At 68.4% G+C, this 22258-nt stretch carries 30 protein-coding genes; 17 read left to right on the forward strand and 13 right to left on the reverse strand.

Annotation, left to right across the window (positions count from 1 at the left end; translation table 11 throughout):
• The first annotated feature begins 49 nt into the window (after positions 1-49).
• The 8 genes from IFT73_RS00925 to IFT73_RS00960 all read left to right on the forward strand — a co-directional run bounded on the left by IFT73_RS00925 (position 50) and on the right by IFT73_RS00960 (position 7734).
• Positions 50-853 carry an SDR family NAD(P)-dependent oxidoreductase gene (locus tag IFT73_RS00925; RefSeq protein ID WP_192165857.1) on the forward strand — a complete coding sequence of 268 codons (804 nt, stop codon included), beginning with the start codon at positions 50-52 and terminating at the stop codon, positions 851-853.
• A 46-nt stretch (positions 854-899) separates the two neighbouring features.
• Entirely contained in the window at positions 900-1772 is an 873-nt protein-coding gene (locus IFT73_RS00930) for a sugar phosphate isomerase/epimerase (RefSeq protein ID WP_192165859.1), read from the forward strand.
• A gap of 62 nt (positions 1773-1834) precedes the next feature.
• Complete coding sequence (locus IFT73_RS00935) at positions 1835-3376, forward strand: fumarylacetoacetate hydrolase family protein (RefSeq protein WP_192165861.1); 1542 nt, start codon at positions 1835-1837, stop codon at positions 3374-3376.
• A 2-nt stretch (positions 3377-3378) separates the two neighbouring features.
• Positions 3379-4164 (forward strand): 2-oxo-hept-4-ene-1,7-dioate hydratase, encoded by a 786-nt coding sequence (hpaH, locus tag IFT73_RS00940; RefSeq protein WP_192165863.1) that lies wholly within the window; start codon positions 3379-3381, stop codon positions 4162-4164.
• On the forward strand, positions 4149-4967 hold the full coding sequence (locus tag IFT73_RS00945) for an HpcH/HpaI aldolase/citrate lyase family protein (protein WP_192165865.1): 819 nt from the start codon (positions 4149-4151) through the stop codon (positions 4965-4967). The genes hpaH and IFT73_RS00945 overlap by 16 nt, the downstream gene beginning before the upstream one ends.
• Before the next feature lie 46 nt (positions 4968-5013).
• Positions 5014-6489, forward strand: a complete 1476-nt coding sequence (locus IFT73_RS00950) for an NAD-dependent succinate-semialdehyde dehydrogenase (protein WP_192165867.1) — start codon at positions 5014-5016, stop codon at positions 6487-6489.
• A gap of 7 nt (positions 6490-6496) precedes the next feature.
• Complete coding sequence (locus IFT73_RS00955; protein WP_192165869.1) at positions 6497-7027, forward strand: hypothetical protein; 531 nt, start codon at positions 6497-6499, stop codon at positions 7025-7027.
• Positions 7024-7734 carry a hypothetical protein gene (locus IFT73_RS00960; protein WP_192165871.1) on the forward strand — a complete coding sequence of 237 codons (711 nt, stop codon included), beginning with the start codon at positions 7024-7026 and terminating at the stop codon, positions 7732-7734. Before IFT73_RS00955 ends, IFT73_RS00960 begins: the two co-directional genes overlap by 4 nt.
• 398 nt (positions 7735-8132) lie before the next feature.
• On the opposite strand, the gene IFT73_RS00965 is transcribed toward IFT73_RS00960, so the two are convergent.
• Positions 8133-8834, reverse strand: coding sequence for a CoA transferase subunit B (locus IFT73_RS00965; protein ID WP_192165873.1), 702 nt, complete (start codon positions 8832-8834; stop codon positions 8133-8135).
• Positions 8831-9544: a CoA transferase subunit A gene (locus IFT73_RS00970; protein ID WP_192165875.1), complete on the reverse strand. Its 714-nt coding sequence runs from the start codon at positions 9542-9544 to the stop codon at positions 8831-8833. Before IFT73_RS00970 ends, IFT73_RS00965 begins: the two co-directional genes overlap by 4 nt.
• Positions 9545-9690: 146 nt before the next feature.
• Here IFT73_RS00970 and IFT73_RS00975 point away from each other — a divergent pair, with 146 nt between their 5' ends.
• On the forward strand, positions 9691-10455 hold the full coding sequence (locus IFT73_RS00975) for an IclR family transcriptional regulator (RefSeq protein WP_192165877.1): 765 nt from the start codon (positions 9691-9693) through the stop codon (positions 10453-10455).
• 368 nt (positions 10456-10823) lie between these two features.
• Here the strand turns inward: IFT73_RS00975 and IFT73_RS00980 are convergent, their stop codons facing one another.
• Positions 10824-11345 (reverse strand): MarR family winged helix-turn-helix transcriptional regulator, encoded by a 522-nt coding sequence (locus IFT73_RS00980; RefSeq protein WP_192165879.1) that lies wholly within the window; start codon positions 11343-11345, stop codon positions 10824-10826.
• Between the two features lie 264 nt (positions 11346-11609).
• Between IFT73_RS00980 and IFT73_RS00985 the strand changes: the two genes are divergently transcribed.
• Both IFT73_RS00985 and IFT73_RS00990 read left to right on the forward strand, forming a co-directional pair.
• Entirely contained in the window at positions 11610-11984 is a 375-nt protein-coding gene (locus tag IFT73_RS00985) for a DoxX family protein (protein WP_192165881.1), read from the forward strand.
• A 61-nt stretch (positions 11985-12045) separates the two neighbouring features.
• Positions 12046-12609: an NADPH-dependent FMN reductase gene (locus IFT73_RS00990; RefSeq protein WP_192165883.1), complete on the forward strand. Its 564-nt coding sequence runs from the start codon at positions 12046-12048 to the stop codon at positions 12607-12609.
• A 220-nt stretch (positions 12610-12829) separates the two neighbouring features.
• On the opposite strand, the gene IFT73_RS00995 is transcribed toward IFT73_RS00990, so the two are convergent.
• On the reverse strand, positions 12830-13270 hold the full coding sequence (locus IFT73_RS00995) for a MarR family winged helix-turn-helix transcriptional regulator (RefSeq protein ID WP_192165885.1): 441 nt from the start codon (positions 13268-13270) through the stop codon (positions 12830-12832).
• A 103-nt stretch (positions 13271-13373) separates the two neighbouring features.
• On the opposite strand from IFT73_RS00995, the gene IFT73_RS01000 reads away from it, so the two are divergent.
• Positions 13374-14309: an alpha/beta fold hydrolase gene (locus IFT73_RS01000; RefSeq protein WP_192165887.1), complete on the forward strand. Its 936-nt coding sequence runs from the start codon at positions 13374-13376 to the stop codon at positions 14307-14309.
• Positions 14310-14323: 14 nt separating this feature from the next.
• Complete coding sequence (locus IFT73_RS01005) at positions 14324-14548, forward strand: hypothetical protein (protein WP_192165889.1); 225 nt, start codon at positions 14324-14326, stop codon at positions 14546-14548.
• Between the two features lie 28 nt (positions 14549-14576).
• On the opposite strand, the gene IFT73_RS01010 is transcribed toward IFT73_RS01005, so the two are convergent.
• Both IFT73_RS01010 and IFT73_RS19190 read right to left on the reverse strand, forming a co-directional pair.
• Positions 14577-15107 carry an enoyl-CoA hydratase-related protein gene (locus tag IFT73_RS01010; RefSeq protein ID WP_192166918.1) on the reverse strand — a complete coding sequence of 177 codons (531 nt, stop codon included), beginning with the start codon at positions 15105-15107 and terminating at the stop codon, positions 14577-14579.
• A complete protein-coding gene (locus IFT73_RS19190) occupies positions 15092-15412 on the reverse strand; it encodes an enoyl-CoA hydratase/isomerase family protein (RefSeq protein ID WP_192165891.1) in 321 nt (106 codons plus the stop codon). Before IFT73_RS19190 ends, IFT73_RS01010 begins: the two co-directional genes overlap by 16 nt.
• Positions 15413-15506: 94 nt before the next feature.
• Between IFT73_RS19190 and IFT73_RS19460 the strand changes: the two genes are divergently transcribed.
• Complete coding sequence (locus IFT73_RS19460) at positions 15507-15692, forward strand: FCD domain-containing protein (RefSeq protein ID WP_192166919.1); 186 nt, start codon at positions 15507-15509, stop codon at positions 15690-15692.
• A gap of 143 nt (positions 15693-15835) precedes the next feature.
• On the opposite strand, the gene IFT73_RS01025 is transcribed toward IFT73_RS19460, so the two are convergent.
• The 6 genes from IFT73_RS01025 to IFT73_RS01050 form a co-directional block, all read right to left on the reverse strand.
• Entirely contained in the window at positions 15836-16732 is an 897-nt protein-coding gene (locus IFT73_RS01025) for an arginase family protein (RefSeq protein ID WP_192165893.1), read from the reverse strand.
• A gap of 173 nt (positions 16733-16905) precedes the next feature.
• Positions 16906-17271, reverse strand: coding sequence for a (4Fe-4S)-binding protein (locus IFT73_RS01030; RefSeq protein ID WP_192165895.1), 366 nt, complete (start codon positions 17269-17271; stop codon positions 16906-16908).
• Positions 17205-17549, reverse strand: coding sequence for a GNAT family N-acetyltransferase (locus IFT73_RS01035; protein ID WP_192165897.1), 345 nt, complete (start codon positions 17547-17549; stop codon positions 17205-17207). The genes IFT73_RS01030 and IFT73_RS01035 overlap by 67 nt, the downstream gene beginning before the upstream one ends.
• Entirely contained in the window at positions 17546-18226 is a 681-nt protein-coding gene (locus IFT73_RS01040; protein WP_192165900.1) for an NAD(P)-binding domain-containing protein, read from the reverse strand. Before IFT73_RS01040 ends, IFT73_RS01035 begins: the two co-directional genes overlap by 4 nt.
• Entirely contained in the window at positions 18223-19317 is a 1095-nt protein-coding gene (locus IFT73_RS01045) for an LLM class flavin-dependent oxidoreductase (RefSeq protein WP_192165902.1), read from the reverse strand. Before IFT73_RS01045 ends, IFT73_RS01040 begins: the two co-directional genes overlap by 4 nt.
• On the reverse strand, positions 19314-19556 hold the full coding sequence (locus tag IFT73_RS01050) for a hypothetical protein (protein ID WP_192165904.1): 243 nt from the start codon (positions 19554-19556) through the stop codon (positions 19314-19316). The genes IFT73_RS01045 and IFT73_RS01050 overlap by 4 nt, the downstream gene beginning before the upstream one ends.
• 57 nt (positions 19557-19613) lie before the next feature.
• On the opposite strand from IFT73_RS01050, the gene IFT73_RS01055 reads away from it, so the two are divergent.
• From IFT73_RS01055 to IFT73_RS01065, 3 genes are all read left to right on the forward strand, one after another.
• Positions 19614-20432, forward strand: a complete 819-nt coding sequence (locus IFT73_RS01055; protein WP_192165906.1) for a phosphatase PAP2 family protein — start codon at positions 19614-19616, stop codon at positions 20430-20432.
• Complete coding sequence (locus IFT73_RS18750) at positions 20401-20892, forward strand: MarR family transcriptional regulator (RefSeq protein ID WP_192165908.1); 492 nt, start codon at positions 20401-20403, stop codon at positions 20890-20892. The genes IFT73_RS01055 and IFT73_RS18750 overlap by 32 nt, the downstream gene beginning before the upstream one ends.
• A 128-nt stretch (positions 20893-21020) precedes the next feature.
• A complete protein-coding gene (locus IFT73_RS01065; RefSeq protein WP_192165910.1) occupies positions 21021-21614 on the forward strand; it encodes an NADPH-dependent F420 reductase in 594 nt (197 codons plus the stop codon).
• A gap of 79 nt (positions 21615-21693) precedes the next feature.
• On the opposite strand, the gene IFT73_RS01070 is transcribed toward IFT73_RS01065, so the two are convergent.
• Positions 21694-22092, reverse strand: a complete 399-nt coding sequence (locus IFT73_RS01070) for a MarR family winged helix-turn-helix transcriptional regulator (protein WP_371811122.1) — start codon at positions 22090-22092, stop codon at positions 21694-21696.
• Positions 22093-22258: the final 166 nt, after the last annotated feature.

Below are 22258 nucleotides of genomic sequence, written 5' to 3' on the forward strand. Positions count from 1 at the left end.
GCATCGCCCCCAGGGCCCTCGGCCCGTGAGTGAAGGATCTGATCCACCCATGTCCGCTGACCTCGCCAGCACATCTGTCCACCAGGCAAACCCCGTAGCTGTCATTTCCGGTGGAGCGCGCGGGATCGGCGCCGCCACCGCCGAGCGGCTCGTTGCGAGCGGGTGGCGCGTCGCGCTCCTGGACATCAACGGCGAGGGCGCACAGGCCGAGGCCGCCCGCCTCGGCGACCAGAACCTCGGACTCGGCTGCGACGTCGCCGACCAGCAGGCCGTCAAGGATGTCGTCGACCAGATCGCGACCCACTTCGGCCGCGTCGACGCAGTCATCCCCGCTGCCGGCAACATCACCCGCGCGCCGGCCGAGGAGTTCGACCTCGCGATCTGGCAGAAGCACCTCGACATCCACCTGACCGGTTCGCTGCTCCTGGCGCAGGCATGCCACTCGCTGCTGGCCGAGTCCAAGGGCAGCATCGTGACGTTCGCATCGGTCGCCTCGACGTTCGGCCTGCCGGGGCGGGTCGCCTACGGCACGGTCAAGACCGGCATGGTCGGCCTGACCCGCACCCTCGCGGCCGAGTGGGGACCGCACGGCATCCGCGTCAACGCGGTCGCCCCCGGCTACGTCGACACCGAGATGGTCCGGTCAGGATTTCGCTCCGGCTCGATCAACGAGGACACCGTGCTCTCGCGCACCCCGTTGCGTCGCCTCGCGACTCCGGAGGACATCGCCGGCGTCATCGAGTTCCTGGTCGGACCGGCTGCGAGCTTCATCACCGGCGTGCTGCTTCCGGTCGATGGCGGCCTGATCATCGACGGACGGTTCGACGCCCCGTCCGACGGCTCCGGCATCTGACCCGCCTCGTCGGTCCCACCACCAGATCATGCAGATGGAGTCGGCCTTGAAGGTCCAGATCGGATGCAGCGGCATCACGTGGCGCAAGCGCGGCCTCGGTGACGGCCTGGACGAGATTGCTGCCACTGGCTACGCCGGGGCCCCGATCAGCGGGGTCGGCACGATTGGTGCCGACGAGATCCGCGACCTGTACGCGACTCACGGCCTCGAGCCCGCGCCAGGGTACCTCCAGGGCGATTTCTGGGATCCTGCTCAGCGCGATCAGCTGCACGAGGCCGCGCGCCTGCAGGCGCAGGTCCATCAAGCGCTGGGCGTCTCGGACATCTTCATCGCCGTGGGTGGGTTCGAGGTCGTGACCCGAGCCGGCCGGACCAGGCGCCAAGCAGCGGCGCACGTCGGCCCGCTCGATCGGTTGACCGACGAGGAGTTCCGCCAGACGAAGCGGACGATCGCCGAGGTGTGCGAGATATTCCTCGAGCACGGTGTCCACGCCGGCTTCCACACCCATGTCGGCACGTTCGTCGAGACCGAGGACGAGATCGAATCGCTCCTCGCCGCGATCGATCCTGAGCTGCTGTTCGTCGGACCGGACACGGGCCACTTGGCCTGGGCGGGCATCGACGTCGAGAAGTTCGTCCTGCGCCACATCGACCGGGTCCGGTCGGTGCACGTGAAGGACATCGACCTCGCCGTGCGCGACCAGGGACGCTCCGCGGGCTGGACGTACGCACAGTTCGAGGAAGCCGCGCTCTGGAAGGAGCTGGGGGAGGGCGACCTCGACTTCCCGGCGGTGTTCAAGATCCTGGCCGACGCCGACTACACCGGCTGGATCACGGTCGAGACCGACATCACCCAGCAGCCGACGCCGGCCGACAGCGCCCGCATCTCACGCGCGTACCTCAACGAGCTCGGGCTCTGACCGCACACCGGCGACGACGTCGACACCGCACCACTCACGCATCGAATCACCTCGGAGGCAACATGCCCACGAACGACCACGACGACATCGGCACCGGAGCCGGAGCGGGAGCCGGACAGCGACGGGACGTCGACCAGACGGTCCTCGCCGCGGCGGGCAAGGTGCTCGCGGTGCACCTGTCATACCGCTCGCGCGCCGACCAGCGCGGCCGGACGCCCAAGAACCCGTCCTACTTCATGAAGGCGTCCTCGTCGCTCAGCCTCAGCGGCACCCCGGTCGAGCGGCCGGACGGCACGGAGCTGCTGGCGTTCGAGGGTGAGATCGCTTTGATCATCGGCTCCGTGGCGCGCCGGGTCACGCCCGGCGACGCTTGGGCGCACGTCGGCTGGGTCACGGCCAGCAACGATCTGGGTCTGTACGACATCAAGTACGCCGACAAGGGCTCGAACCTGCGGTCGAAGTCCGGTGACGGGTTCACGCCGCTCGGACCGGTACTGCTGCCGGCCGGCGAAATCGATCCGACCACCGTTCGGCTCCGGGCCTGGGTCAACGGCCGGCTCGCGCAGGACGACGACGCCGAGGGTCTGCTGTTCCCGTTCGCGCAGGTCGTGGCCGACCTGTCCCAGCTGATGACCCTGCACCCCGGCGACGTCATCCTGACCGGCACGCCGGCAGGATCGTCCGTCGTGATGCCGGGCGACGTCGTCGAGGTCGAGGTCGACGTGCCGGGCACCGGACTGATGACCGGACGCCTCACGACACCGGTCGTCGCGGGCGCACAGTCGTTCTCCGACATCGGGGACGTACCGCGGGTGACCGACACCGACCGCCTGGACGCCTGGGGGAGTGTCGACGACGCCGCGGCCCGCGACGTGGTGCTGGCCGCAGCGCCCGGGACGGCCAAGCCCGTGCTGTCGCCGGAGCTCAAGGCCAAGCTCGAGTCCGTGGCCACCGCCACGCTGTCGGCCAACCTGCGCAAGCGTGGCCTCAACAACGTCAGCATCGACGGCCTGCAGTCGACGCGCACCGGCGCGAAGGTGGTCGGCCTGGCCCGCACGCTGCGCTACGTGCCCAACCGCGAGGACCTGTTCAAGGCCCACGCCGGCGGGTTCAACGCGCAGAAGCGAGCGATCGACAGCGTCGGACCCGGCGAGGTGCTCGTGATGGAAGCACGCGGTGAGAAGGGCACCGGCACGGTCGGCGACATCCTCGCTCTGCGCGCGCAGGTCAGGGGAGCGGCGGCGATCATCACCGACGGCGGCGTCCGCGATCTCTCGACCGTCGCGGCGCTCGACCTGCCGACGTTCTACGCCAACGCCCACCCCGCAGTCCTCGGCCGCCGTCACATCCCGTGGGACACCGACATCACGGTGGCGTGCGGTGGCACGACGGTGCAGCCCGGCGACATCATCGTCGCCGACGACGACGGCATCCTGGTGATCCCGCCGTCGATCGCCGACGAGCTCGTCGACGAGTGCATCGTGCAGGAGCAGGAGGAGGCGTACATCGTCGAGCAGGTCGCGCAGGGTCACAGTGTCGACGGCTTGTACCCGATGAACGCCGAGTGGCGTGGCCGCTACGACGAGTGGACGAAGGGGCGCTGACCGTGCTCGACGACGAGACCATCACCGACATCGCCGACCAGCTGGTCGAGGCCGGGCGCAGCCGCGTGCCGATCGAGCGCTTAACGGCACGCTACCCCGACATGGAGGTCGAGGACTCGTACGCGGTGCAGCGCCTGTGGCGCAGCCGCAACGAGGAGACCGGCCGTCGCGTCGTCGGTCACAAGATCGGCCTGACGTCGCGGGCCATGCAGCTGGCGACCGGGATCACCGAGCCGGACTACGGCATCGTCTTCGACGACATGGTCTTCGAGAACGGAGCCTCGGTCGAGTGGGAGCGGTACTCGCACCCGCGCGTCGAGGTGGAGCTGGCGTTCGTGCTCGGCAAGGACGTGTCCGGCCCGGACGCCACGATCTTCGACGTGCTCAACGCCACGGAGTACGTCGTGCCCGCCTTGGAAATCCTGGACTCGCGCATCGAGATGGCCGATCGCACGATCGTCGACACCATCAGTGACAACGCCGCGATGGGCGCCATGGTCATCGGTGGCAACCCGACCCGCCCCCGCGACGTCGACCTGCGATGGATCGGTGCGATCCTCTACAAGAACCAGACCGTCGAGGAGACCGGCCTCGCCGCGGGTGTCCTCAACCACCCGGCGGCGGGTGTCTACTGGCTCGCCAACAAGATCGCCGCGCACGGGGAGCACCTGCACGCCGGCGAGATCATCCTGGCTGGGTCGTTCACGCGGCCGATGTGGGTGCACCCAGGCGACACCGTGTTGGCCGACTACGGTCCGCTGGGGACGGTCACATGTCGCTTCGAGTAGACCTTGCCCCGACGTTCGGCGATCACCTCGCGGCGTCCGACCGGCCACTCTTCGGCATGTGGGTGTGCTCCGGCAGCCCGCTGGTCGCCGAGATCTGCGCGGGAGCCGGCCTCGACTGGCTGCTGATCGACGCCGAGCACAGCCCGAACGGGCTGGAGTCCGTCCTGGCGCAGCTGCAGGCCGTGCAGGCCTACCCCGTATCGACGCTCGTCCGGCCACCGGTCAACGACGTCACGGTCATCAAGCAGTACCTCGACCTCGGGGCACAGAACCTGCTCATCCCGATGGTCGACACCGCCGAACAGGCCGCTGCCGCCGTGTCGGCCGTCCGGTACCCGCCGGCCGGCGTCCGCGGTGTCGGCTCGGCCCTGGCCCGGTCGGCACGCTGGAACCGGGTGCCGGACTACCTGGCGACGGCGTCGTCCACCATCACGCTGACCGTTCAGGTCGAGTCGGTCGCCGCTGTGGAGAACGCCCGCGGGATCGCCGAGACCGAGGGCGTCGACGCGATCTTCGTCGGTCCGTCCGACCTCGCCGCGTCGATGGGCCTGCTCGGACAGCAGGAGCATCCTGACGTCGTGGCGGCCGTGGTGGGCGTCATCGAGATCGCGAACGCCACCGGCACGTCCGTCGGGGTGAACGCCTTCGACGAGCGGGTGGCCCGGCGGTACCTCGAGGCGGGGGCCGAGTTCGTCCTCGTGGGCGCCGACGTGGGCCTGCTCGCGCGGGGCAGCGAGCGACTCGCCGCGACCTACGTGCCGCCGGCCGGCTCCGGACCCGAGGGGCCCACCGCCAGCTACTAGCCACCACGTCCCCACTGCGGGTCCATCGAATGCAATCGAGGAACACATGAACGCACGAGACCGAGCCGCCGACGTCCTGGCGAAGGTTCCCACGGGCCTGCTGATCGGCGGGCAGTGGCGCGACGCCTCGGACGGTGGGACTTTCGACATCGTCAATCCCGCGACCGGCGAGGTCATCGCCACGCTCGCGTCGGCGACCGCCGACGACGCCCGCGCCGCGCTCGACGCTGCTGCCGGGGCGCAGGAGGCGTGGGCCCGGACGTCCGCGCGTGAGCGGTCCAACCTGCTGCGCGCCGTGTTCGAGGAGGTGACGAGCCGCGCCGACGAGTTCGCGCTGCTGATGACGCTCGAGATGGGCAAGCCCCTGGCCGAGTCACTCGGCGAGGTCGCCTACGGTGCCGAGTTCCTGCGCTGGTTCTCCGAGGAGGCCGTGCGCGACTACGGCCGGGTGCTCGACACCCCCGAGGGCACGCTGCGGACGCTGGTGCGGCACAAGCCCGTCGGTCCGTGCCTGCTCATCACGCCCTGGAACTTCCCGCTGGCCATGGCGACCCGCAAGGTCGGGCCAGCGCTCGCCGCGGGCTGCACGATGGTGCTGAAGTCGGCGGACCTGACGCCGCTGACGTCGCAGCTGTTCGCGCAGGTCGTCACCGACGCCGGTGTGCCGCCGGGTGTGCTGAACGTCGTGCCGTCCGCCGACGCGCCGGCCATCTCCGGCGCTCTGCTGGGGGACAGCCGGCTGCGGAAGGTCTCGTTCACCGGTTCGACGACCGTGGGCAAGGTCCTTCTGAAGGCCGCCGCCGACAACGTCCTTCGGTCGTCGATGGAGCTCGGGGGCAACGCCCCGTTCATCGTCTTCGGCGACGCGGACGTCGACAAGGCCGTCGCGGGCGCGGCATCGGCCAAGCTGCGCAACATGGGCGAGGCGTGCACCGCGGCCAACCGATTCGTGGTGCACGAGGACGTCGCCGAGGAGTTCACGACGAAGCTGGCCGAGCGCTTCGGCGCCCTCGTGGTCGGCAACGGCCTCGACGAGGGTACGCAGGTCGGCCCGCTGATCGGCGCCAAGGCGCTCGACAACGTCGAGTCGCTGGTCGTCGACGCGGTCGAGCGTGGTGCCGAGGTCGTGGTGGGCGGGCACAGGCTTGACGGGCCGGGCACGTTCTTCGCTCCGACCGTCCTGCGCAACGTCCCGGCCGACGCCCGGGTGCTGCACGAGGAGATCTTCGGCCCGGTGGCGCCGATCGTCACGTTCTCCACCGAGGACGAGGCCGTCGAGATCGCGAACTCCACGGAGTACGGTCTGGCGTCATACGTCTTCACCGAGGACATCTCGCGTGGCCTGCGCATCGGAGACCGGCTCGAATTCGGCATCCTCGGCCTGAACGCCGGCGTCATCTCGAATGCGGCAGTGCCCTTCGGCGGTGTCAAGCACTCCGGACTCGGCCGCGAAGGCGGGGCAGAGGGTTTGCGCGAGTACACCACGACGCAGTACGTCGGCATCGAGTCCCCGTGGTCCTGAGCCGCCGGTGAGCACGGACCCGGACCGGTGGCGGGCACTGTGGCGCGCGGCCAGCTGCGCGCTCGTCGTTCTGGGATCGCTGTCGTCGTCGACGGTACCGACGGGTCTGTACCCGGTGTACGTCGACAGCATCGGCCTCGGCGAGGCGGCGCAGTCAGCGGTGTTCGCGATGTACATCGCGGGCATCGTCCCGGTGCTGCTGCTGAGCATGAGGGGTCGTCTGCCCGTCTCGACCGGGACGCTGGCGGGCGCGGCGGGTGCCTCGATCGCCGGTGCCGTCGTGATGCTGAGCGCCGGCAGCCCAGAGACGTTGTTCGCCGGGCGTGCGCTGCAGGGCGTCGGCGTTGCCCTGGCGTCGATCGCCGGGGTGGGGGCCGTGATCAGTCTCGGCCGGCGCCTGACCCTGCCGGCCGTCGCGGTCATCGGTGGTCTGATGCCCTCGATCGGTGCAGCCATCGGTCCGGTGCTCGGGGACTATCTGGGACGGTCGGCCTGGAGCCCACCCATGCGCCCTTCTGGAGCATGTCGATCGTCATGACAGCCCGGCTCGCGATCGCCGTGGTGGCAGACGGCCAGCCCTCGCACCACCGCGACGCCGGGGTCGCTGCCACCGCGGCAGCCGGTGACGAGCAGCCCAGGTACGCCGCTCCCGACCAGCCCTACTCGACGATCTTCACCACGTTGGTCGTCGCGTCGACGTGGTGCGCGATCGGGATCGTGCAGTCGGCGCTGCCGCGGACCATCAGGTCCGTGGCACCGGACATGACCGTTTTGCAGCTGGGTGCCGTGGTGTCGATGGCGCTTGTGCTGGTCTGCATCAGCCAGGTCGCCCTGCGGCAGGTGCGCTGGACGCTCTTGAGGCTCATCATCCTCCCGGGCATCGTCGTCGGCGGTGTGGCCACGTACGCAGGCGTCGCGACGGAGCACCGCGGTCTCGTGCTCGTGGGCGCCGCTGTCACCGGCCTGGCCAACGGCACCGGCAACGCACTGGGCGTCTCGATGCTGGCGGGACAGGTCGACAGCGGTGGCGCGAGCCTGGCCCGCTACTACGTGACTTGCTACGGCGGCATGGCGATCGGCCCGTCAGGGGTAGGCAGCATAGCCGAGCGCGTCGGTCTCGTCTCGGCCGTGGCCGTCGGTGAGGCGGTCATCGTCATCATCGCGGCGGCGCTGCTGCTTCGTCTCGGCTGGCTCCTCGTCCACGCACGCTCGCCCCATCCCCTACCTGGCAGGACCAGCACATGACTTTTCATCCCTCCCTCGATGACGCACGTACCCTCCGCCTCGTATGGCCCTAGTGGCAGGGTGCCGGACGGACATGGTGGCGCAACTGCTGCCCGACCTGCCTCTGGAAGAGGCGCGGCGCGCGTACACGGTCGGCACCCGGGTCCTGGCCGCAGTCCTTCCTGAGCACTCCGGCCCCACTGACTTCGTGCCCGTCGACGGCGGTAATCCGGACGAGGGGCCCTGTGGCACGTCCTGTGCGTACTCGCGCCGGATACCGCAGGACCTGTGCCCCGTGGACTTATCTTGCCCATCGTCGGCGGCCCTACCCGACTGACGCCTCGCCACTAAAGACAGCAGTGATGACAACAAAAGTGACGACTTTCTTCACCCCGAGGAGGTTGGCCGAGATGGAGCTTTCAATTGGCGGGAGCTTCCCAGCTCGCCGGATCTGCTTGCAAGTGTTCGGTGGGCTCCCACAGCAGGGTGGGGTCGACCGTGAACGGTGCTCCGGTGATGTCGCGGAGGTTCTCCAGGGAGACGCCGGATGCGTGGTCGACGAGTTCGAGACCGGACGGGGTGACCTCGAAGACGGCGTGGTCGGTGATGATGCGGTCGACGACCCTCAGGCCGGTGAGGGGCAGCGTGCAGTGCTGGACGATCTTGGGCGATCCGTCCTTGGCGACGTGGTCGGTGATCACGACGATGCGTCTGGTACCGGCGACCAGGTCCATCGCGCCGCCCATGCCCTTCACGAGGGCGCCGGGCACGGCCCAGTTCGCCAGGTCGCCGTTGGCGCCGACCTGGAGGGCGCCGAGGATGGCGATGTCGATCTTGCCCCCGCGGATCATGGCGAACGACTCGGTGGAGTCGAAGAACGAGGCGCCGGTGTTGACGGTGACGGTCTGCTTGCCGGCGTTGATGAGGTCGGGGTCCTCGTCGCCGTCGTACGGGAACGGTCCCATGCCGAGGATGCCGTTCTCTGACTGGAGGGTCACCGTGACGTTGCGGGGGATGTGGTTGGCCACCAGGGTGGGGATGCCGATGCCCAGGTTGACGTAGTCGCCGTCGTGCAGCTCGCGGGCGGCAATCTTGGCCATCTCATCACGTGTCCAGGTCATGCGACTGCTCCTGTCGGGAGGGGGCGGACGGTGCGCTGCTCGATGTCCTTGGCCCGTTCGCGGGCCTGGATGGTGTGGGCCACGTAGACCCCGGGGGTGTGGACCAGCTCGGGGTCAAGGGCGTCGACGAGGTGCTCGACCTCGGCCACCGTCACGAGCCCGGATGTGGCGACGGCAGGGTTGAAGTTGCGCGCGGCCAGGCGGTAGCGGAGGTTGCCGTGTGCGTCACCGGTGTGGGCGTGGACCAGAGCCAGGTCGGCGATGATGCCGCGCTCCTGGACGTAGGTGATGCCGTCGAAGTCGGCTGTCGGCTTCCCTTCAGCCACGGCCGTGCCGACGCCCGTCCGTGTGTAGAACGCAGGGATCCCGGCACCGCCTGCGCGGAGCCGTTCGGCGAGGGTTCCTTGCGGGTTGAACTCGACCTCGAGGTCACCGTCGAGGTACTGGCGGGCGAACAGCTTGTTCTCGCCCACGTAGGAGGCGACGACCTTGGTCACCTGATGGTTCTCCAGGAGCAGGCCGAGGCCCTTGCCGTCGACGCCCATGTTGTTGGACACGATCGTGAGATCGCGTGCGCCGGAGTCGCGCAAGGCCTCGATGAGGTCGGACGGGATTCCGCACAGTCCGAAGCCGCCGACGGCGATGGTCATCCCGTCGTGGGCGAGACCGGCGATGATCTCAGCTGTAGAGGGGGGTGTGGTGTTGCTCATGAGGCTCCTTGCCGGTGTGTTCGTTCAGTGAACGCTGACACCATGGCCCGGGACACGTCAATGATGAGCGCCGATCCCGTAGGTATTGTTCGCGAGTTGAACCAGATTCGACGTTGCGTCCGTTAAATGGACGCTACTGTTCACAAATGGTGTCTCCATCGAAGGGTCCGGACGTCATTTCCCGGGTGGGAGTGCTGCTGCGTGCAGTCGGCGCAGCCGAGCCCGATGGTGCGTCGACGACCGAGCTCGCCCGTGCCGGAGACCTGACCAGGCCCACGACCCATCGGGTGTTGTCGTCCCTGCTGCGTGAGGGGTTGATCGATCGGGACGAACAGACAGGTGTGTGGCACCTCGGGCCCGAGCTCTACCTGTTGGGCGCGTCGGCTGCGGCCCGCTACGACATCAGTCATCACGCGCGCGTCGTCATCTCGGAACTGGCCCGGGAGAGCGGCGAGAGTGCGTTCCTCACTGCGCGCAGGGGGTGGGAGACCGTCTGCCTGCTGCGGGAGGACGGGAGCTTTCCGCTGCGTTCGCATGTATTGCACGAGGGGATCAGATTCCCACTGGGGGTCGCTTCTGCCGGGCTGGTGGTGCTGGCGCACCTGCCTGACAGGGACGTCGACCGGTATCTCGACGAGCACGACCTGAGTCGGGTTTGGGGAGCGTCCCATCGCAAGGACGCGCTTCTCGGTCGGATCGCCAAGACCCGCGACCTCGGCTATTCGACCAACCCGGGTCTCGTGGTCGAGGGCAGCTGGGGCATGGGGGCCGCGGTCTTCGATCGCGCCGGCTCGCCCGCGTGGGCCCTGAGCCTGACGGGTGTGGAGTCGCGGTTTCGTGCGGCGCGACGACCCGAGCTCGGCGGACTGCTGCTGGATCAGGCCCACCGGCTGACCAGACTGATCGCCTGATCGCCCCGTTGCCTGATGGCCCGATCGGCCCGTGTGTCGGAGCATCAGACCGAGGAGCCGCCGATGATCGTCGCAATGACGCCGCATGAAACGCATCCACGAGAACGACCGTGACTCCTCACTGGCGCAGCATGCTGAAAGACGTGGTCCTTGCTCCGGTGGTTGGGGTCGGACGCCGCGTACATCCGATGGTCAACGACCACACCGGTGTCAACGCCGTGACCGAGGGGAAGCGAAGGGAGTCATGGTCGAAGGCGTCGCGCGTTCGTCCACATGGTTGATCGCGGCCGACTCCGGCGTCGATGCACTCGGACATGTCGAATCGTCGATCGACGGTCAACCTACGCGCGCGTCCTGGCTGCGCGCGGTCAGCTCCTCGGAGGGGGCGGGGTGGTGCGCGGAGGTCCGATCGGCAGCACGCCGAGCTGGAGCCTGATCTGCTCGGTGACGTCGCGAAGCGCGTGCTGCGCAGCCTCGTCGAGCCGATCGAAGATCAAGCGACGAACCTCGGAGACGTGGCCAGGTGCCGCATCTGTCAGAAGGTCGTGCCCCGAGTCGGTCAGGATCGCGCAGGTGAAGCGCCGGTCGGTCGGATCAGGCTCGCGGCGGACGAGGCCCCGCTTCTCGAGGCGCGACATCAGGTGCGAGAGCCGGGACAACTCAGAGTTGGCGAAGACTGCGAGATGGCTCATGCGCATGGTCCATCCCGGCTGGTCTGAGAGGCCCGCCAGGACGTAGTACTCGATGAAGCTCAGTCCGGAGTCGCGCTGGAGCTGCTCGCCGAGGGCCGTGGGGAGTCTGGCGAGCAGGATGTTCAGTGCGTGCCATGTCTCGAGCTCGTCCTCGGACAACCACCGGGCCGAGGAGCCGGTGCCGTCATCCGTCGTCATGCGGCCGATTCTAGGACGACCGACGGTGATCGGGTGTCGCAGGCCGACGGCACCGCCCGTCCGAGGGCAGGCACCTCGGTGGCCATGAGAGTCCGGTCGCGGGGGTGTCGGCGTCGACCTGTCATCCATTTGCTTCGGCAGTCAGCCGATGCGCCCGCTCGGATCGCGTCAGCGAAAACTCTTGGGAACCATGACAGAGACTTGAACATTCAAGTCATGCTAGGCTAGACACATGAATCTTCAAGCAACAGATCTGGCATCGTCGTGAACGCCGCGCTGTGGACCGCGGCCGGCGTGCTGGCGGTCATGTTCCTGCTCGCCGGCGTCATGAAGCTGACCAAGTCGCAGGCCGACCTGGTCGCGTCAGGCCAGGGCTGGGCGGGTGACGTGTCGCCCGCGACGGTCCGGATCATCGGGGCGCTCGAGGTGCTCGGCGCGATCGGCCTGGTGCTGCCAGGTCTGCTCGACGTGGCGACCTGGGTCGTCGCGGCGGCCGGCATCGGCCTCGCGGTCATCATGATCGGGGCGGTCGTCACGCACAGCCGTCGCCGGGAGTATGCCAACACCCTCGTGAACGTCGTCCTGCTCGCTCTCGCCATCTTCGTGGTCGTCGGCCGGCTCGGGCCCGAGCAGTTCTGACCACCGTCGGCACCGCATTTCATCGCGCCACCACCACCCGTCAAACAGAGGACACACCATCATGAGCAACCTCCGCATCGGCATCATCCTGGGATCGACCCGACCGGGCCGCAACGGCAAGGGAGTGGCCGACTGGGTCGTCGAGAAGTCAGCGTCCCGGGACGCCACCTACGAGCTGATCGATCTGCTCGACCACCCGCTGCCGCACCTGGACGAGGCGATCCCGCCGAGCATGGGCCAGTACACGGGCGACCACACGAAGGCGTGGGCCGAGAAGATCGCCGGCTACGACGGCTTCATCTTCGTGACGCCGGAGTACAACCACTCGACGTCGGGCGTCCTCAAGAACGCGATCGACTACCTCTACGCCGAGTGGAACAACAAGGCCGCGGCCTTCGTCGCGTACGGCTCGCTCGGCGGTGCCCGCGCGATCGAGCACCTGCGCGGCATCTGCGCAGAGCTGCAGATCGCCGACGTGCGGCAGCAGCTGGCGTTCTCCCTGTTCACCGACTTCGAGAACTTCTCGACCTTCGCGCCGGGGGCGCAGCACGACGACGCCGTCGTGGTGCTGTTCGACCAGCTCGAGGCCTGGGCCGGTGCGCTGAAGCCGCTGCGCGCCGTCTGAACGACGCCGGAACCCCTCGTTGCGCGGCGTGACCGGAACTTCCGGTCACGCCCGCACGCGTTTGGCGGGTTTGCGCTTTCGACTCGTGGACCTTCGAGGTCCGCCAGAACGCCCCAGACCCTCTCGGAACCAGCGTCGACGTCCCCTGCGATCGCGATGGGTCGACTCATGCGACGTCCACTCCTGTGCTGCGGAGATTTGTGCCCGCGTGCGCGAAGCCTCAGTCGGTCGGGGAAGGTCGGGTGTGAAGCTTCGCCAGGGCCGCCTCGACGATCTCGGCCTCGCCCGGCTGCAGCGACGCGATCCAGCGCTGCCGGATCTCGTCGAACTTCGTCGCGCCCAGGGTGATCATCTCGCGGCCCTGGTCCGAGACCTGCAGGACGGCACGGCGCCGGTCCTGTGCGTCTGTCGTACGTGCGACGTAGCCGAGCTGCTCGAGGGTGGCAATCGACTTGGCTGCGGCCTGCTTGGAGATTCCCAGCTGCCGCCCAAGGTCTGAGGCGGTGCTCGCTCCCTGGTCGATCGCAGTGAGGGCAAACTCCAGGCTCGCGGTCACTCCAGGATGCTCACGCCCAGCAAGGTCGCTCACGACCTCATCCACCATCGCCTCGAAGGAACCGATGAGCAGGTGAGCGAGCCGTACGCCTTCGGAGACCTGCATCCCTCGACCGTAGCAAGGTCGGGGTCGATTGACAACCGAGTTGTCTAGCCATAGAATGACAACCAAGTTGTCGGACTGGCCGACGCCGGAATCGAGGTAGGTCATGACCGATATCAGCAGCACGAACGAGCAGGCGAGAGGAGCGGTGGGTGCCACGATCCCGGGGGTGGTGCACGACCGCGTGCACATCGGAGATACGAAGCTGCACGTCGTCTCCGCGGGCACGGCAGGTTCTCCTGTCCTACTCGTTCACGGTTTTCCGGAATCGTGGTGGGTGTTCCACCGCGTCATCCCGCTGCTGGCTGCCCATCACCGGGTGTTCGCCGTGGACCTGCGCGGCTTCGGCGACTCCGACGTGGCCGACGAGTCGTTCTCGAGCGCGGTCGCAGCCGATGACCTGCGCCTCCTTGTCGAGCACCTCGGTGTCGGTCCGGTCCACCTCGTCGGACAGGACATCTCCGGCGGACCTGTCGTGCGACTCGCCGCCGAGCACCCCGGGCTCGTTCGGAGTCTCATAGCGACCGAGGTGGGGCTCCCCGGCTACGGGCTCGAAGCCTTCGCGGACGTCACGAACGGCGGCTCATGGCATCTCGGTTTTTTCGCGGCGCCAGAGGTCCCCGCGTTGCTGCTCGAAGGCAAGGAGCGCCGGCTGCTGGCCGACTGGGCGTTCCCTTCGATGACTATCGTGAAGGGCGCGTTCGGTGACCCAGACCTGGACGAGCTCGCTCGCGGGTACACACGAACCGGCGGTTGGCTCGGTGCTGCTGGCATCTACCGCTCGATCCTCACCGAGGGTGACGCGCTGCGGACGCTGCTCGAGGCGCATCCGCTGCGAAAGCCGACGCTGGCGATCGGTGGACTCGCCGGCGGCTTCACTGCGGCCACACTCGAGCGCATCCAGGAGGGTAGTCCCGAGTCGGTCGTCCTCGACGGCGTCGGTCATCACGTCGCGATGGAAGCGCCCGAGGCTTTCGCGCACGCCGTCACCGCGTTCCTGGCAAACGTCGACGAGGACACCGGCGCAACCGATGGGTCCTAGCGGGAAGCCGCACGGTGCCGCGCGAGCGGACGGGCACCCTGGTGCGGTGCCTGTTCGCGCAACGCTTGGCGTGGCTGATGCTCGCTGCTGCGCGCACTCTGGCCTCGACGCACGGCATCGAGTTGTGCGAGATGATGGCGGCCCACAGCATCCTGGGACGATTCGGGGACAGGCCGCTCGACCCGGCGCTGATCTTTCTGGAGCACCCATATGACGGCCCTGTGATGACGGCCCTGTGAGGCAACGCGGTGAGACGACCGCGTGCCGTCAAGGACGTCGTCCGTCGTGGGTCGGGTCGTGGGCGAACTCGGGCGGTCGATGTTCGAAGAAGGCTTTGACGCCTTCGCGATGGTCTGCCGAGACGAGCAAGGGCAGCTGCTCCTCGGTCTCACGATGCAAGGCGGCGGCGAGTCCGCCGAGCGTGCTGCTGTTGATGGCGGCCTTGGTGCGGCTCAGCGCGGTCGTGGCCCCACCGGCCAGCTGAGCTGCCCAGTCCCTCACGAGTCGATCGATTTCGGACTCCTCGCAGACGGTTGCGATCAGCCCGGCGTCGAAGGCGGCAGGGGCGGTCAAACGTTCGCGGAGCAGCGCCAGCCGCAGGGCCCGGGCCCGCCCGATGGAGGCGGCGACCGTCAACGTCGCGCCGCCGTCGGGAAGCAGCCCGTTACCTGTGAAGGGGAGCAGGAAGAAGGACCGTCGCGATGCGACCACGAGATCGCACGCGAATGCGATGGAGGCGCCGACGCCGGCAGCCGAACCGACGACGCGGGCGATGATGGGTGCTAAAAAGCTGACCAGCCGTTGATGACGCGAGAGGCCGCCGCCATGATGGCGGCGTTCTGACGTTCCTGCTCAGCAGCTCGCGCCTGATCCTCGCTAGGTCCTGAGGGGGCCTGCATGGCTCCCAGGTCCGCGCCGGCGCAGAATGAATCGCCCGCGCCGGTCAAGATCAGGCAGCGCAACTCGTCGAGCATGTGGAGCCGGGCGAGCTCGTCGGCGAGGAAGTCTATCGCGCCTACGTCGAGCGCGTTACGAGCCAACGGACCGTCCATGACGACGGTGGCGATGCCGTCCGCGATGTCGACGGTGATTTGGGTGCTCATCGGCCTGCCACCACGGCGGGCAGCGACACGAGCCCCGCGACCCGGGCGGTGGCAAGTGTGCTGTCGGCGCCCGTCATGAGGACCGAACGCGGACCTGTATCGACGGTGGGCGTGGTCGCTGGCTGGCGACACTGGTCGTGACCCAGCGTCTGAGCATCGCCGGCTGATGGAGCTTGCGCTCGAGCGGGACGTCGACGCTGCCGTGGCTGCGTTGGAGGAGCACATCAAGCGGGCGTCCCTGGTGCTTCAGCGATGGGCGTTGCAGATCGGCAGAGCCTGAGTCGAATCGATTCTCGCGATAGCGACCTGCTCAAGAACGATGGCCCATCCCGGCAGCCTCGTCGGCCTTTGTCGCTAGACGTCGTTCAACACAGGGACGCCGCCGCTGAAGCGCGTTGCCGTCTGCGGTCTCAGCGCGGCCTTCTACCCGTGGCTCAAGAGCGGCAACCGTGCCAGCAGGTCGCGCATGATGATCGCCTGTCGAGGGATGTACTCGGCGACGGTGAGTCCGACGACCTCGGCGGCCTGCGAGACGTCGCCCACCAGACGGACGACCTGTTCGATGCTGAGCCCACCGGGCTCGGCCCCGAGCCCGAGTACCACCTCATCGCTATCGATCGCGTCCACGTCGAGGTGGATGGCAACTTTGGAGCAGCCGGTGGAGCGCAGCCACTCGACGATCGGGGTCGACGACCTGCGCAGATCAGTGGGGGAGAAGGAGGTGAGCCCCCACTCGCGGATGAGTGGCTCCTGGTCGTCCTCCCACACGTGCAGCCCGGCCAGCGCGACACGAGCGGCCGGGAAGACGGCAGGCAGGGCGGCGACCACGTCGGGGTCGCCGTGGCCGAGCAGGTGCGAGACGGCCATGGCGTGGTAGCCCTCGTACGAACCACCCGGCACTCCTGTGTCGGGATGCGCATCGATCCACACGACCGCCACGTCATCCGAGTATCGCGCTGCGAGATGGCTGAAGGGTGCCACGCTGACCGAGCACTCCCCACCCAACGTCAGAACCCTGCCCGCGTCCTCCTCGGTCAGGATCATCAGGGCCGTGCGCAGCTGCTCAAGAAGCACGTCACGCGCGAACACTCCAGACTCCGTCTTGAGACCCGACGATGTGATCGAGACCGGAACGATGCGCTCAGGGCCGTCGTGCTGCGGTGCCAGGTGGCGAAGCAGGTGGCTGCCGATGTGATACCCGAGGCGGGCGCTGGTGTCGGGCAGCGGCTGCGTCAACGCGCTGACGTTGGCTGGGGTGGCGCCCTGCCACTGAGGCCAGATCAGGCGAAGAAAGCTGCCGGCGTAGTTGGAGTCGGTCATTGGTGCTCCTCGGAATGCGGTGGGAGGGGACAAGAGGTCGCCGATCGACATCGAACGGGTCGGTTGCCGTTCGTCGACCGCGAGACGGCCGTCAGATCGTCACTGCGCAGCAGGCGCTTTGACGGGGTTCAAATACATGCACTGACGCCGGTTGTGTCGTGCGCGACGGGGGCCTACGGGGACGGGTTGTGCATCCTGCTGCGCAGGGCCCCAGAGGGGCATCGTGCGACGACCTCCGCGACACGCGTCGCGTCGGCCGCGTCAGGTCGGATCCACGGGCGGGCCGCTGTGTCGAAGACCTCGGGGAGACCGCGCACGCATGCGGCCGCGTGCCGGCACAACGCCGCGTCGAAGCTGACGTCGATCGCTGTGCCGACGTAGGTCCTGCGGGTGGATCCGGGATCGGTCCCTCTGGCGTCCGGCGCGCTCTCGTCTGGCACGGTGTCTCCTTCGTGGGTGGTGGTGTCGGGGCTCAGTCGGTCACCGCGCTGGTCGACCGATACTCCAGGTGCGCGAATTCCGGGTGACGGGCCATCCATGAGGCGATGAAGGTGCAGATGGCCAGCACGCGAAGATGGTTGTGCTCAGCGGTCCTGATGCCGATCTCCGCGAGACGGGAGCCCACCCCGTGTCCCTCCCACGCCGTGTCGACCTCGGTGTGGGTGAACACGATGAGCTCATCCGTGCGGATGTAGTCGGCGAAGCCGACGAGCGTCCCTTCGTCGCGGGCCTCGAACCGGCGCAGATCGGGTTGGTCGGCGATAGTGATCAAGAGGTGCTCCTCGTGACGGGGGCGGCGGGGGCGAAGTGGTGTCATGCATGGGCGGCGAGGACCTCGATGCCGCGTTCGGAATCGGCGAACCGTCCGATCATGGCCCGCAGGGTCGCGGCGTCGACGTCGGCGCCGAAGGGCTCGGTCCTCGGTTCCAGGCGCACGCCGTCGGCGAGCCGGTCGAGGACGACTGGGTCGAAGCCGACCGAGTCGACGACGGCGGCGACCACCGAGACGTCGTCGACGTGGTCGCCAGCGATCGCGATGGCCTTGCGCCCCGGGGCATCGGCGGGCCGGGCCTCGTCCTCCAGGTCGTGGTAGCCCATGTGGTTGAAGGCCTTGACGACGCGCGAGTCGGCCAGGTGTGCCTGCACGATCTCGCTCGTGGACGTCCGTGGATCGCTCAGGTCGTCGCGGACGCCGTCGATCTCCCACCAGTAGTTCATCGCGTCGATGACGAGCTTGCCGGCCACGGCGGCGGGCGACACCGAGCGGTACTTGCCCAGCGGGAGGGCGAGGATCACGACGTCCGCCGCAGCGACGACCTCGTCGGCCGTTGCCGCGACGGCACCGGGGGCGAGGACCTCGACCGTCAGGGCGATCTTGTCGGGGTCGCCGGACCCGGCGATCATCACCGGATGACCGGCGGCCACGGCGAGCCGACCCAGCACGGTGCCGACCTTGCCGGCACCGAGGATGCCGATGCGCGCCGGTGCGGTCACGCCATCGTCCGGTCGCCGAGCGGCACGTCGGTGCCGAGGAGCTCCCTGACCCGCGGGATGACGGTCGTTCCGTAGAGCTCGACGGCACGCAGTCGGGCCGCGGCGGGAATGCTGCCGCCGGCGGTGTAGATGAGGTCGAACCGCCCGACGTCGATGTTGCGGAGCGCGCCGGCGATCTTGGTCGCGACGGTCTCGGCCGAGCCGATGTAGAGGGACCCGTGAGCGATCTCGGAGTCGAACTCGGCGCGCGTGACCGGGGGCCATCCCCTCAGCGCGCCGATCCGGTCCCGCAGGACCCGGTAGCGCGGCCAGACCAGCTCAACGGCCTCCTCGTCGGTGTCGGCGATGAAGCCGGGGGAGTGCATGCCGACGGGGTGGGCCGTGGTGCCGAACTGCGCGGCGGCCCGCTGGTACAGCTGGACGTACGGGGCGAACCGGTCGGGGTTGCCGCCGATGATCGCCAGCATGAGCGGCAGCCCGTACTTCGCGGTGCGGATGACGGACTGCGGCGAACCGCCCACGCCCACCCAGGTGTCCAGGTGTCCCGAGTCGGTCTTCGGGTACACCTCGGCGTCGACCAGTGCGGGGCGGGTGGTGCCCGACCACGTGACGGGTCCCTCCTTAAGCAGCTCCGCGAACAGCTCGATCTTCTCCTCGAACAGGACCTCGTAGTCGGCCATGTCGTAGCCGAACAGGGGGAACGACTCGGTGAACGACCCGCGGCCGAGGATGACCTGGGCGCGACCGTCCGACAGCGCGTCAACGGTGGCGAAGCGTTGGAACACGCGCACGGGGTCGTCGGACGAGAGCACGGTGACCCCGGAGGCGAGCTTGATCCGGTCGGTGCGGGTGGCGATGCCGGCCAGAACAGTCTCCGGCGACGAGATCGCGAACTCGGGTCGGTGGTGCTCGCCGACGGCGTAGACGTCGACGCCGAGCTGGTCGGCCAGGATGGCCTCGTCGAGCACCTGGCGGATCGCGTCGCCATGCCTCAGCAGTCGGCCGACACCGTCGTCGGGGATGTCACCGAACGTGTCGAGCCCGAACTCGATGGGACGCGTCGTGTCGGGGACGTCGTGGAAGATGCTCATGCGTGGACCGCCTTGCCTGATGGGGTGATGCGTGTGGGGGAGGTGCCTGTGGGTGTCCACTGCTGGACCGGGTCGGCCTCGCCGTCGACGGTCGCGAACTCCTGATAGATCCGCACGGGATCGTTGGTGGACAGCACCCTGACCCCAGCGCCCGTTGACGTCGCAGCCACCTCACCGAACGAGTTGAGACCGAACTCGAACCGTGGGGCGGGCGGACACGGATGTGATGCGCTGTTCATGAGCCCTCCTTGACCTGACTCTCGACACAAGTGCTTGCGCATGCAAGTATAGCGGGTATGAGCGTCATCTGCCATCAGGCGGCACGAACCCACCGGCGGTCCCTCGCGGACCTGATCGCCGCCAGCCACCGCGGTGCCGGCGTGCTGCGCGGCGGCAAGGAGCTGGCCCTGCTGGTCGGGCTCTACGTCGGCTACAGCGCCAGCCGGCTCCTCGCCGGCCAGGACGTCGCCGGAGCGGCGGAGCGGGCCAGGTCGCTGGTGCACCTCGAGGACGTGTTGGGCTGGGACGTCGAGCTGACGTTGAACCACTGGGTCTCGGGGGTCCCCTCCCTCGCGATCGCCAGCTCCTACTGGTACTCGGCACTGCACTACGTCGTGACGCCCATGGTGCTGTGGATGACGTATCGGTGGCAGCGCGACGAGTACGGACGCGCCCGTACTGTGCTGGTCGTCGCGACGTCGATCAGCCTCGTGGCCTACATCCTGCTTCCGACGGCACCTCCCCGGTTGATGGATGGCGGATGGATCGACACGCTGCACATGTACGAATGGGCCGGCTGGTGGTCGGGGCACGCCTCCGCCCCGGGGGGCCTCGCGTCGTACACCAACGAGCTGGCCGCGATGCCGTCGATGCACGTGGGATGGGCCGTCTGGGTCGCCTGGCGGCTCGGGAGGCTCGGGCGGACGTGGCGCGTCGTCGGGACCGCCTACGCGGCGGTGACGTCCTTCGTGGTCGTGGGCACCGGCAACCACTGGGTCCTCGACGGAGTCGTGGGTGCTGCTCTGGTCATGGCCTGCATCCTGGCGTCGCACCGTCCGTCCGTCGGAGCCGCGGTCGCGAACCGTGGCGCGCGGAGCGCTGACGATGGTGGCTGACGGTTCGGCGATCCATCCCCTGGACGACCGCGAGGAGATCCTCGTGCGCGCTCTGCAGCCGGTCCTGCGCGAGCTGCAGCGACGGATGAACGATGACCTCAACCGCGAGCACGGGTTGACCCACACGGAGTATCTCGTGCTGATGCACCTGTCGGAGTCGCGCGACGGGCGCATCGCCGTGTCGGACCTCGCCGGTGACTGCCACCAGTCGGTGAGCGCGGTCAGCCGTACCATCGGACGCCTCGAGCAGGAGGGACTGATCCGCCGCGAGCCGTGCACGTCCGACGGCCGCAGCGTCCGTGCGGTCCTCACCGCCGATGGCTTGGTGCGCCTGCAGGCAGCCTGGCCGACGCACCTTCGTAGCGTCCGCGTGAACTTCCTCGATCATCTCGCCGGGATCGACATCGAGCTGCTGGCCGGTGCGTTCACCGCGATGGCGCGTGGTGCCGATCCGCCATAGAGATGTGCGGCACAGAGCGGCCCGACACCCCACCGGGACGGTCTGAGCCACGTCCTCCAGCGGATGCACGATCGGGTCGTGCACCCACACCGACCCCTTGATCGATCACGAAGAGAAGGAAACCCAGCATGAAGTACGCCATTGTCGGAGCGGGCAACATCGGATCCGCCCTCGCTCGCCGCTTCGCCGCCAGCGAGATCTCCGTCGGCGTGTCGAACAGTCGCGGGCCAGAAAGTCTTTCTGAGCTGACCCAGCAGTACGCTCCTTGGGTCGAGCCGGTGACGACGGAGCAGGCGCTGCAGGCCGACGTGGTGATCCTCGCGGTGCTCTTCGACAGCGTCGAAGAGGTCACCCACCAGGTCACGTGGGACGGTCGCGTCGTCGTGGACGCGACGAATGCCGTCGATCTGCCCAGCTTCAGGCCCCGTGATCTGGGGGGACGTGCTTCGACACACCTGGTGGCAGAAGCTGTGCCGGGCGCTCGTGTCGTCAAGGCGTTCAACACGCTGGCCGCCTCGAACCTCGCGGATGAGCCAGTGGTCGGCAGTGGTCGCCGCGTGCTGTTCGTCTCGGGTGACGATTCCGACGCCCGAGACGATGTCGTCGCACTTGTCGAGAGTCTCGGTTTCGCGGCAGTCGACCTGGGAACGATCGGTGGCGGTGGGCGCGCCCAGGAGTTCGGTGGCGCCCTCGCGGCCAAGGACTTCGTCCGTCTCGACTGATCCTCTTGCGGTGCGAGGCCGACGGCCGCAGCGTCCGCGCGGTCCTCGCTGCCGATGGTCTGGAGCGTCTGCAGGCAGCTCAGCCGGGCTGGTCGCCGTGGGGAGCCGCGTCGATCTTCGCGAGGATCGCCGCAGCCGCGTCTCGCATCGCATGCTGCTCTCGTGCGGTGAGAGTGTCGAAGACCAGACGCCGCACCTGGTCGACATGCCCCGGTGCCGCTGCCACGAGAGCGTCGTGACCAGCGTCGGTCAGCACGGCCCACGTCGAGCGGCCGTCAGACAGGTCGGACTCGCGTCGCACCAGCCCGCGCTTCTCCAGCCGGGCAGTGACGTGTGACAGTCGTGAAGGTTGCGAGTTCGCGAATTGGGCCAGCTGCCCCATCCGCATCGACCGGGACGGTTGGTCGGACAGTCCGGCCAGCACGTAGTACTCGACGTGGCTCAGCCCCGACGATCGCTGCAGCGTGCTGTCCAGCACGGCGGGCAGCCGTGCGAGAAGGCGGTTGAGGGCGAACCACGTCTGGAGCTCGTCCGAGGACAACCATCGGGAGGCGGGCCCGGGATCGGGTGGTTCCGAGATCACTGCCACAGGCTACCGGTCTTTGTGGAGTGGTGTTCACATCCGGGGCTCTCGCGTGTGGTGC

The organism is Aeromicrobium sp. CFBP 8757 (assembly GCF_014841755.1).
Taxonomy (GTDB): domain Bacteria; phylum Actinomycetota; class Actinomycetes; order Propionibacteriales; family Nocardioidaceae; genus Aeromicrobium.

What these genes read in the sequence shown, in the direction of transcription:
- IFT73_RS00925 (WP_192165857.1), top strand. Translation starts at nt 50, where the DNA reads ATGTCCGCTGACCTCGCCAGCACATCTGTCCACCAGGCAAACCCCGTA.
- IFT73_RS00935 (WP_192165861.1), top strand. Translation starts at nt 1,835, where the DNA reads ATGCCCACGAACGACCACGACGACATCGGCACCGGAGCCGGAGCGGGA.
- IFT73_RS00945 (WP_192165865.1), top strand. Translation starts at nt 4,149, where the DNA reads ATGTCGCTTCGAGTAGACCTTGCCCCGACGTTCGGCGATCACCTCGCG.
- IFT73_RS00950 (WP_192165867.1), top strand. Translation starts at nt 5,014, where the DNA reads ATGAACGCACGAGACCGAGCCGCCGACGTCCTGGCGAAGGTTCCCACG.
- IFT73_RS00960 (WP_192165871.1), top strand. Translation starts at nt 7,024, where the DNA reads ATGACAGCCCGGCTCGCGATCGCCGTGGTGGCAGACGGCCAGCCCTCG.
- IFT73_RS00965 (WP_192165873.1), bottom strand. Translation starts at nt 8,834, where the DNA reads ATGACCTGGACACGTGATGAGATGGCCAAGATTGCCGCCCGCGAGCTG.
- IFT73_RS00970 (WP_192165875.1), bottom strand. Translation starts at nt 9,544, where the DNA reads ATGAGCAACACCACACCCCCCTCTACAGCTGAGATCATCGCCGGTCTC.
- IFT73_RS00975 (WP_192165877.1), top strand. Translation starts at nt 9,691, where the DNA reads ATGGTGTCTCCATCGAAGGGTCCGGACGTCATTTCCCGGGTGGGAGTG.
- IFT73_RS00980 (WP_192165879.1), bottom strand. Translation starts at nt 11,345, where the DNA reads ATGACGACGGATGACGGCACCGGCTCCTCGGCCCGGTGGTTGTCCGAG.
- IFT73_RS00990 (WP_192165883.1), top strand. Translation starts at nt 12,046, where the DNA reads ATGAGCAACCTCCGCATCGGCATCATCCTGGGATCGACCCGACCGGGC.
- IFT73_RS00995 (WP_192165885.1), bottom strand. Translation starts at nt 13,270, where the DNA reads ATGCAGGTCTCCGAAGGCGTACGGCTCGCTCACCTGCTCATCGGTTCC.
- IFT73_RS01000 (WP_192165887.1), top strand. Translation starts at nt 13,374, where the DNA reads ATGACCGATATCAGCAGCACGAACGAGCAGGCGAGAGGAGCGGTGGGT.
- IFT73_RS19190 (WP_192165891.1), bottom strand. Translation starts at nt 15,412, where the DNA reads ATGAGCACCCAAATCACCGTCGACATCGCGGACGGCATCGCCACCGTC.
- IFT73_RS01025 (WP_192165893.1), bottom strand. Translation starts at nt 16,732, where the DNA reads ATGACCGACTCCAACTACGCCGGCAGCTTTCTTCGCCTGATCTGGCCT.
- IFT73_RS01030 (WP_192165895.1), bottom strand. Translation starts at nt 17,271, where the DNA reads ATGGATGGCCCGTCACCCGGAATTCGCGCACCTGGAGTATCGGTCGAC.
- IFT73_RS01035 (WP_192165897.1), bottom strand. Translation starts at nt 17,549, where the DNA reads ATGACACCACTTCGCCCCCGCCGCCCCCGTCACGAGGAGCACCTCTTG.
- IFT73_RS01045 (WP_192165902.1), bottom strand. Translation starts at nt 19,317, where the DNA reads ATGAGCATCTTCCACGACGTCCCCGACACGACGCGTCCCATCGAGTTC.
- IFT73_RS01050 (WP_192165904.1), bottom strand. Translation starts at nt 19,556, where the DNA reads ATGAACAGCGCATCACATCCGTGTCCGCCCGCCCCACGGTTCGAGTTC.
- IFT73_RS01055 (WP_192165906.1), top strand. Translation starts at nt 19,614, where the DNA reads ATGAGCGTCATCTGCCATCAGGCGGCACGAACCCACCGGCGGTCCCTC.
- IFT73_RS01065 (WP_192165910.1), top strand. Translation starts at nt 21,021, where the DNA reads ATGAAGTACGCCATTGTCGGAGCGGGCAACATCGGATCCGCCCTCGCT.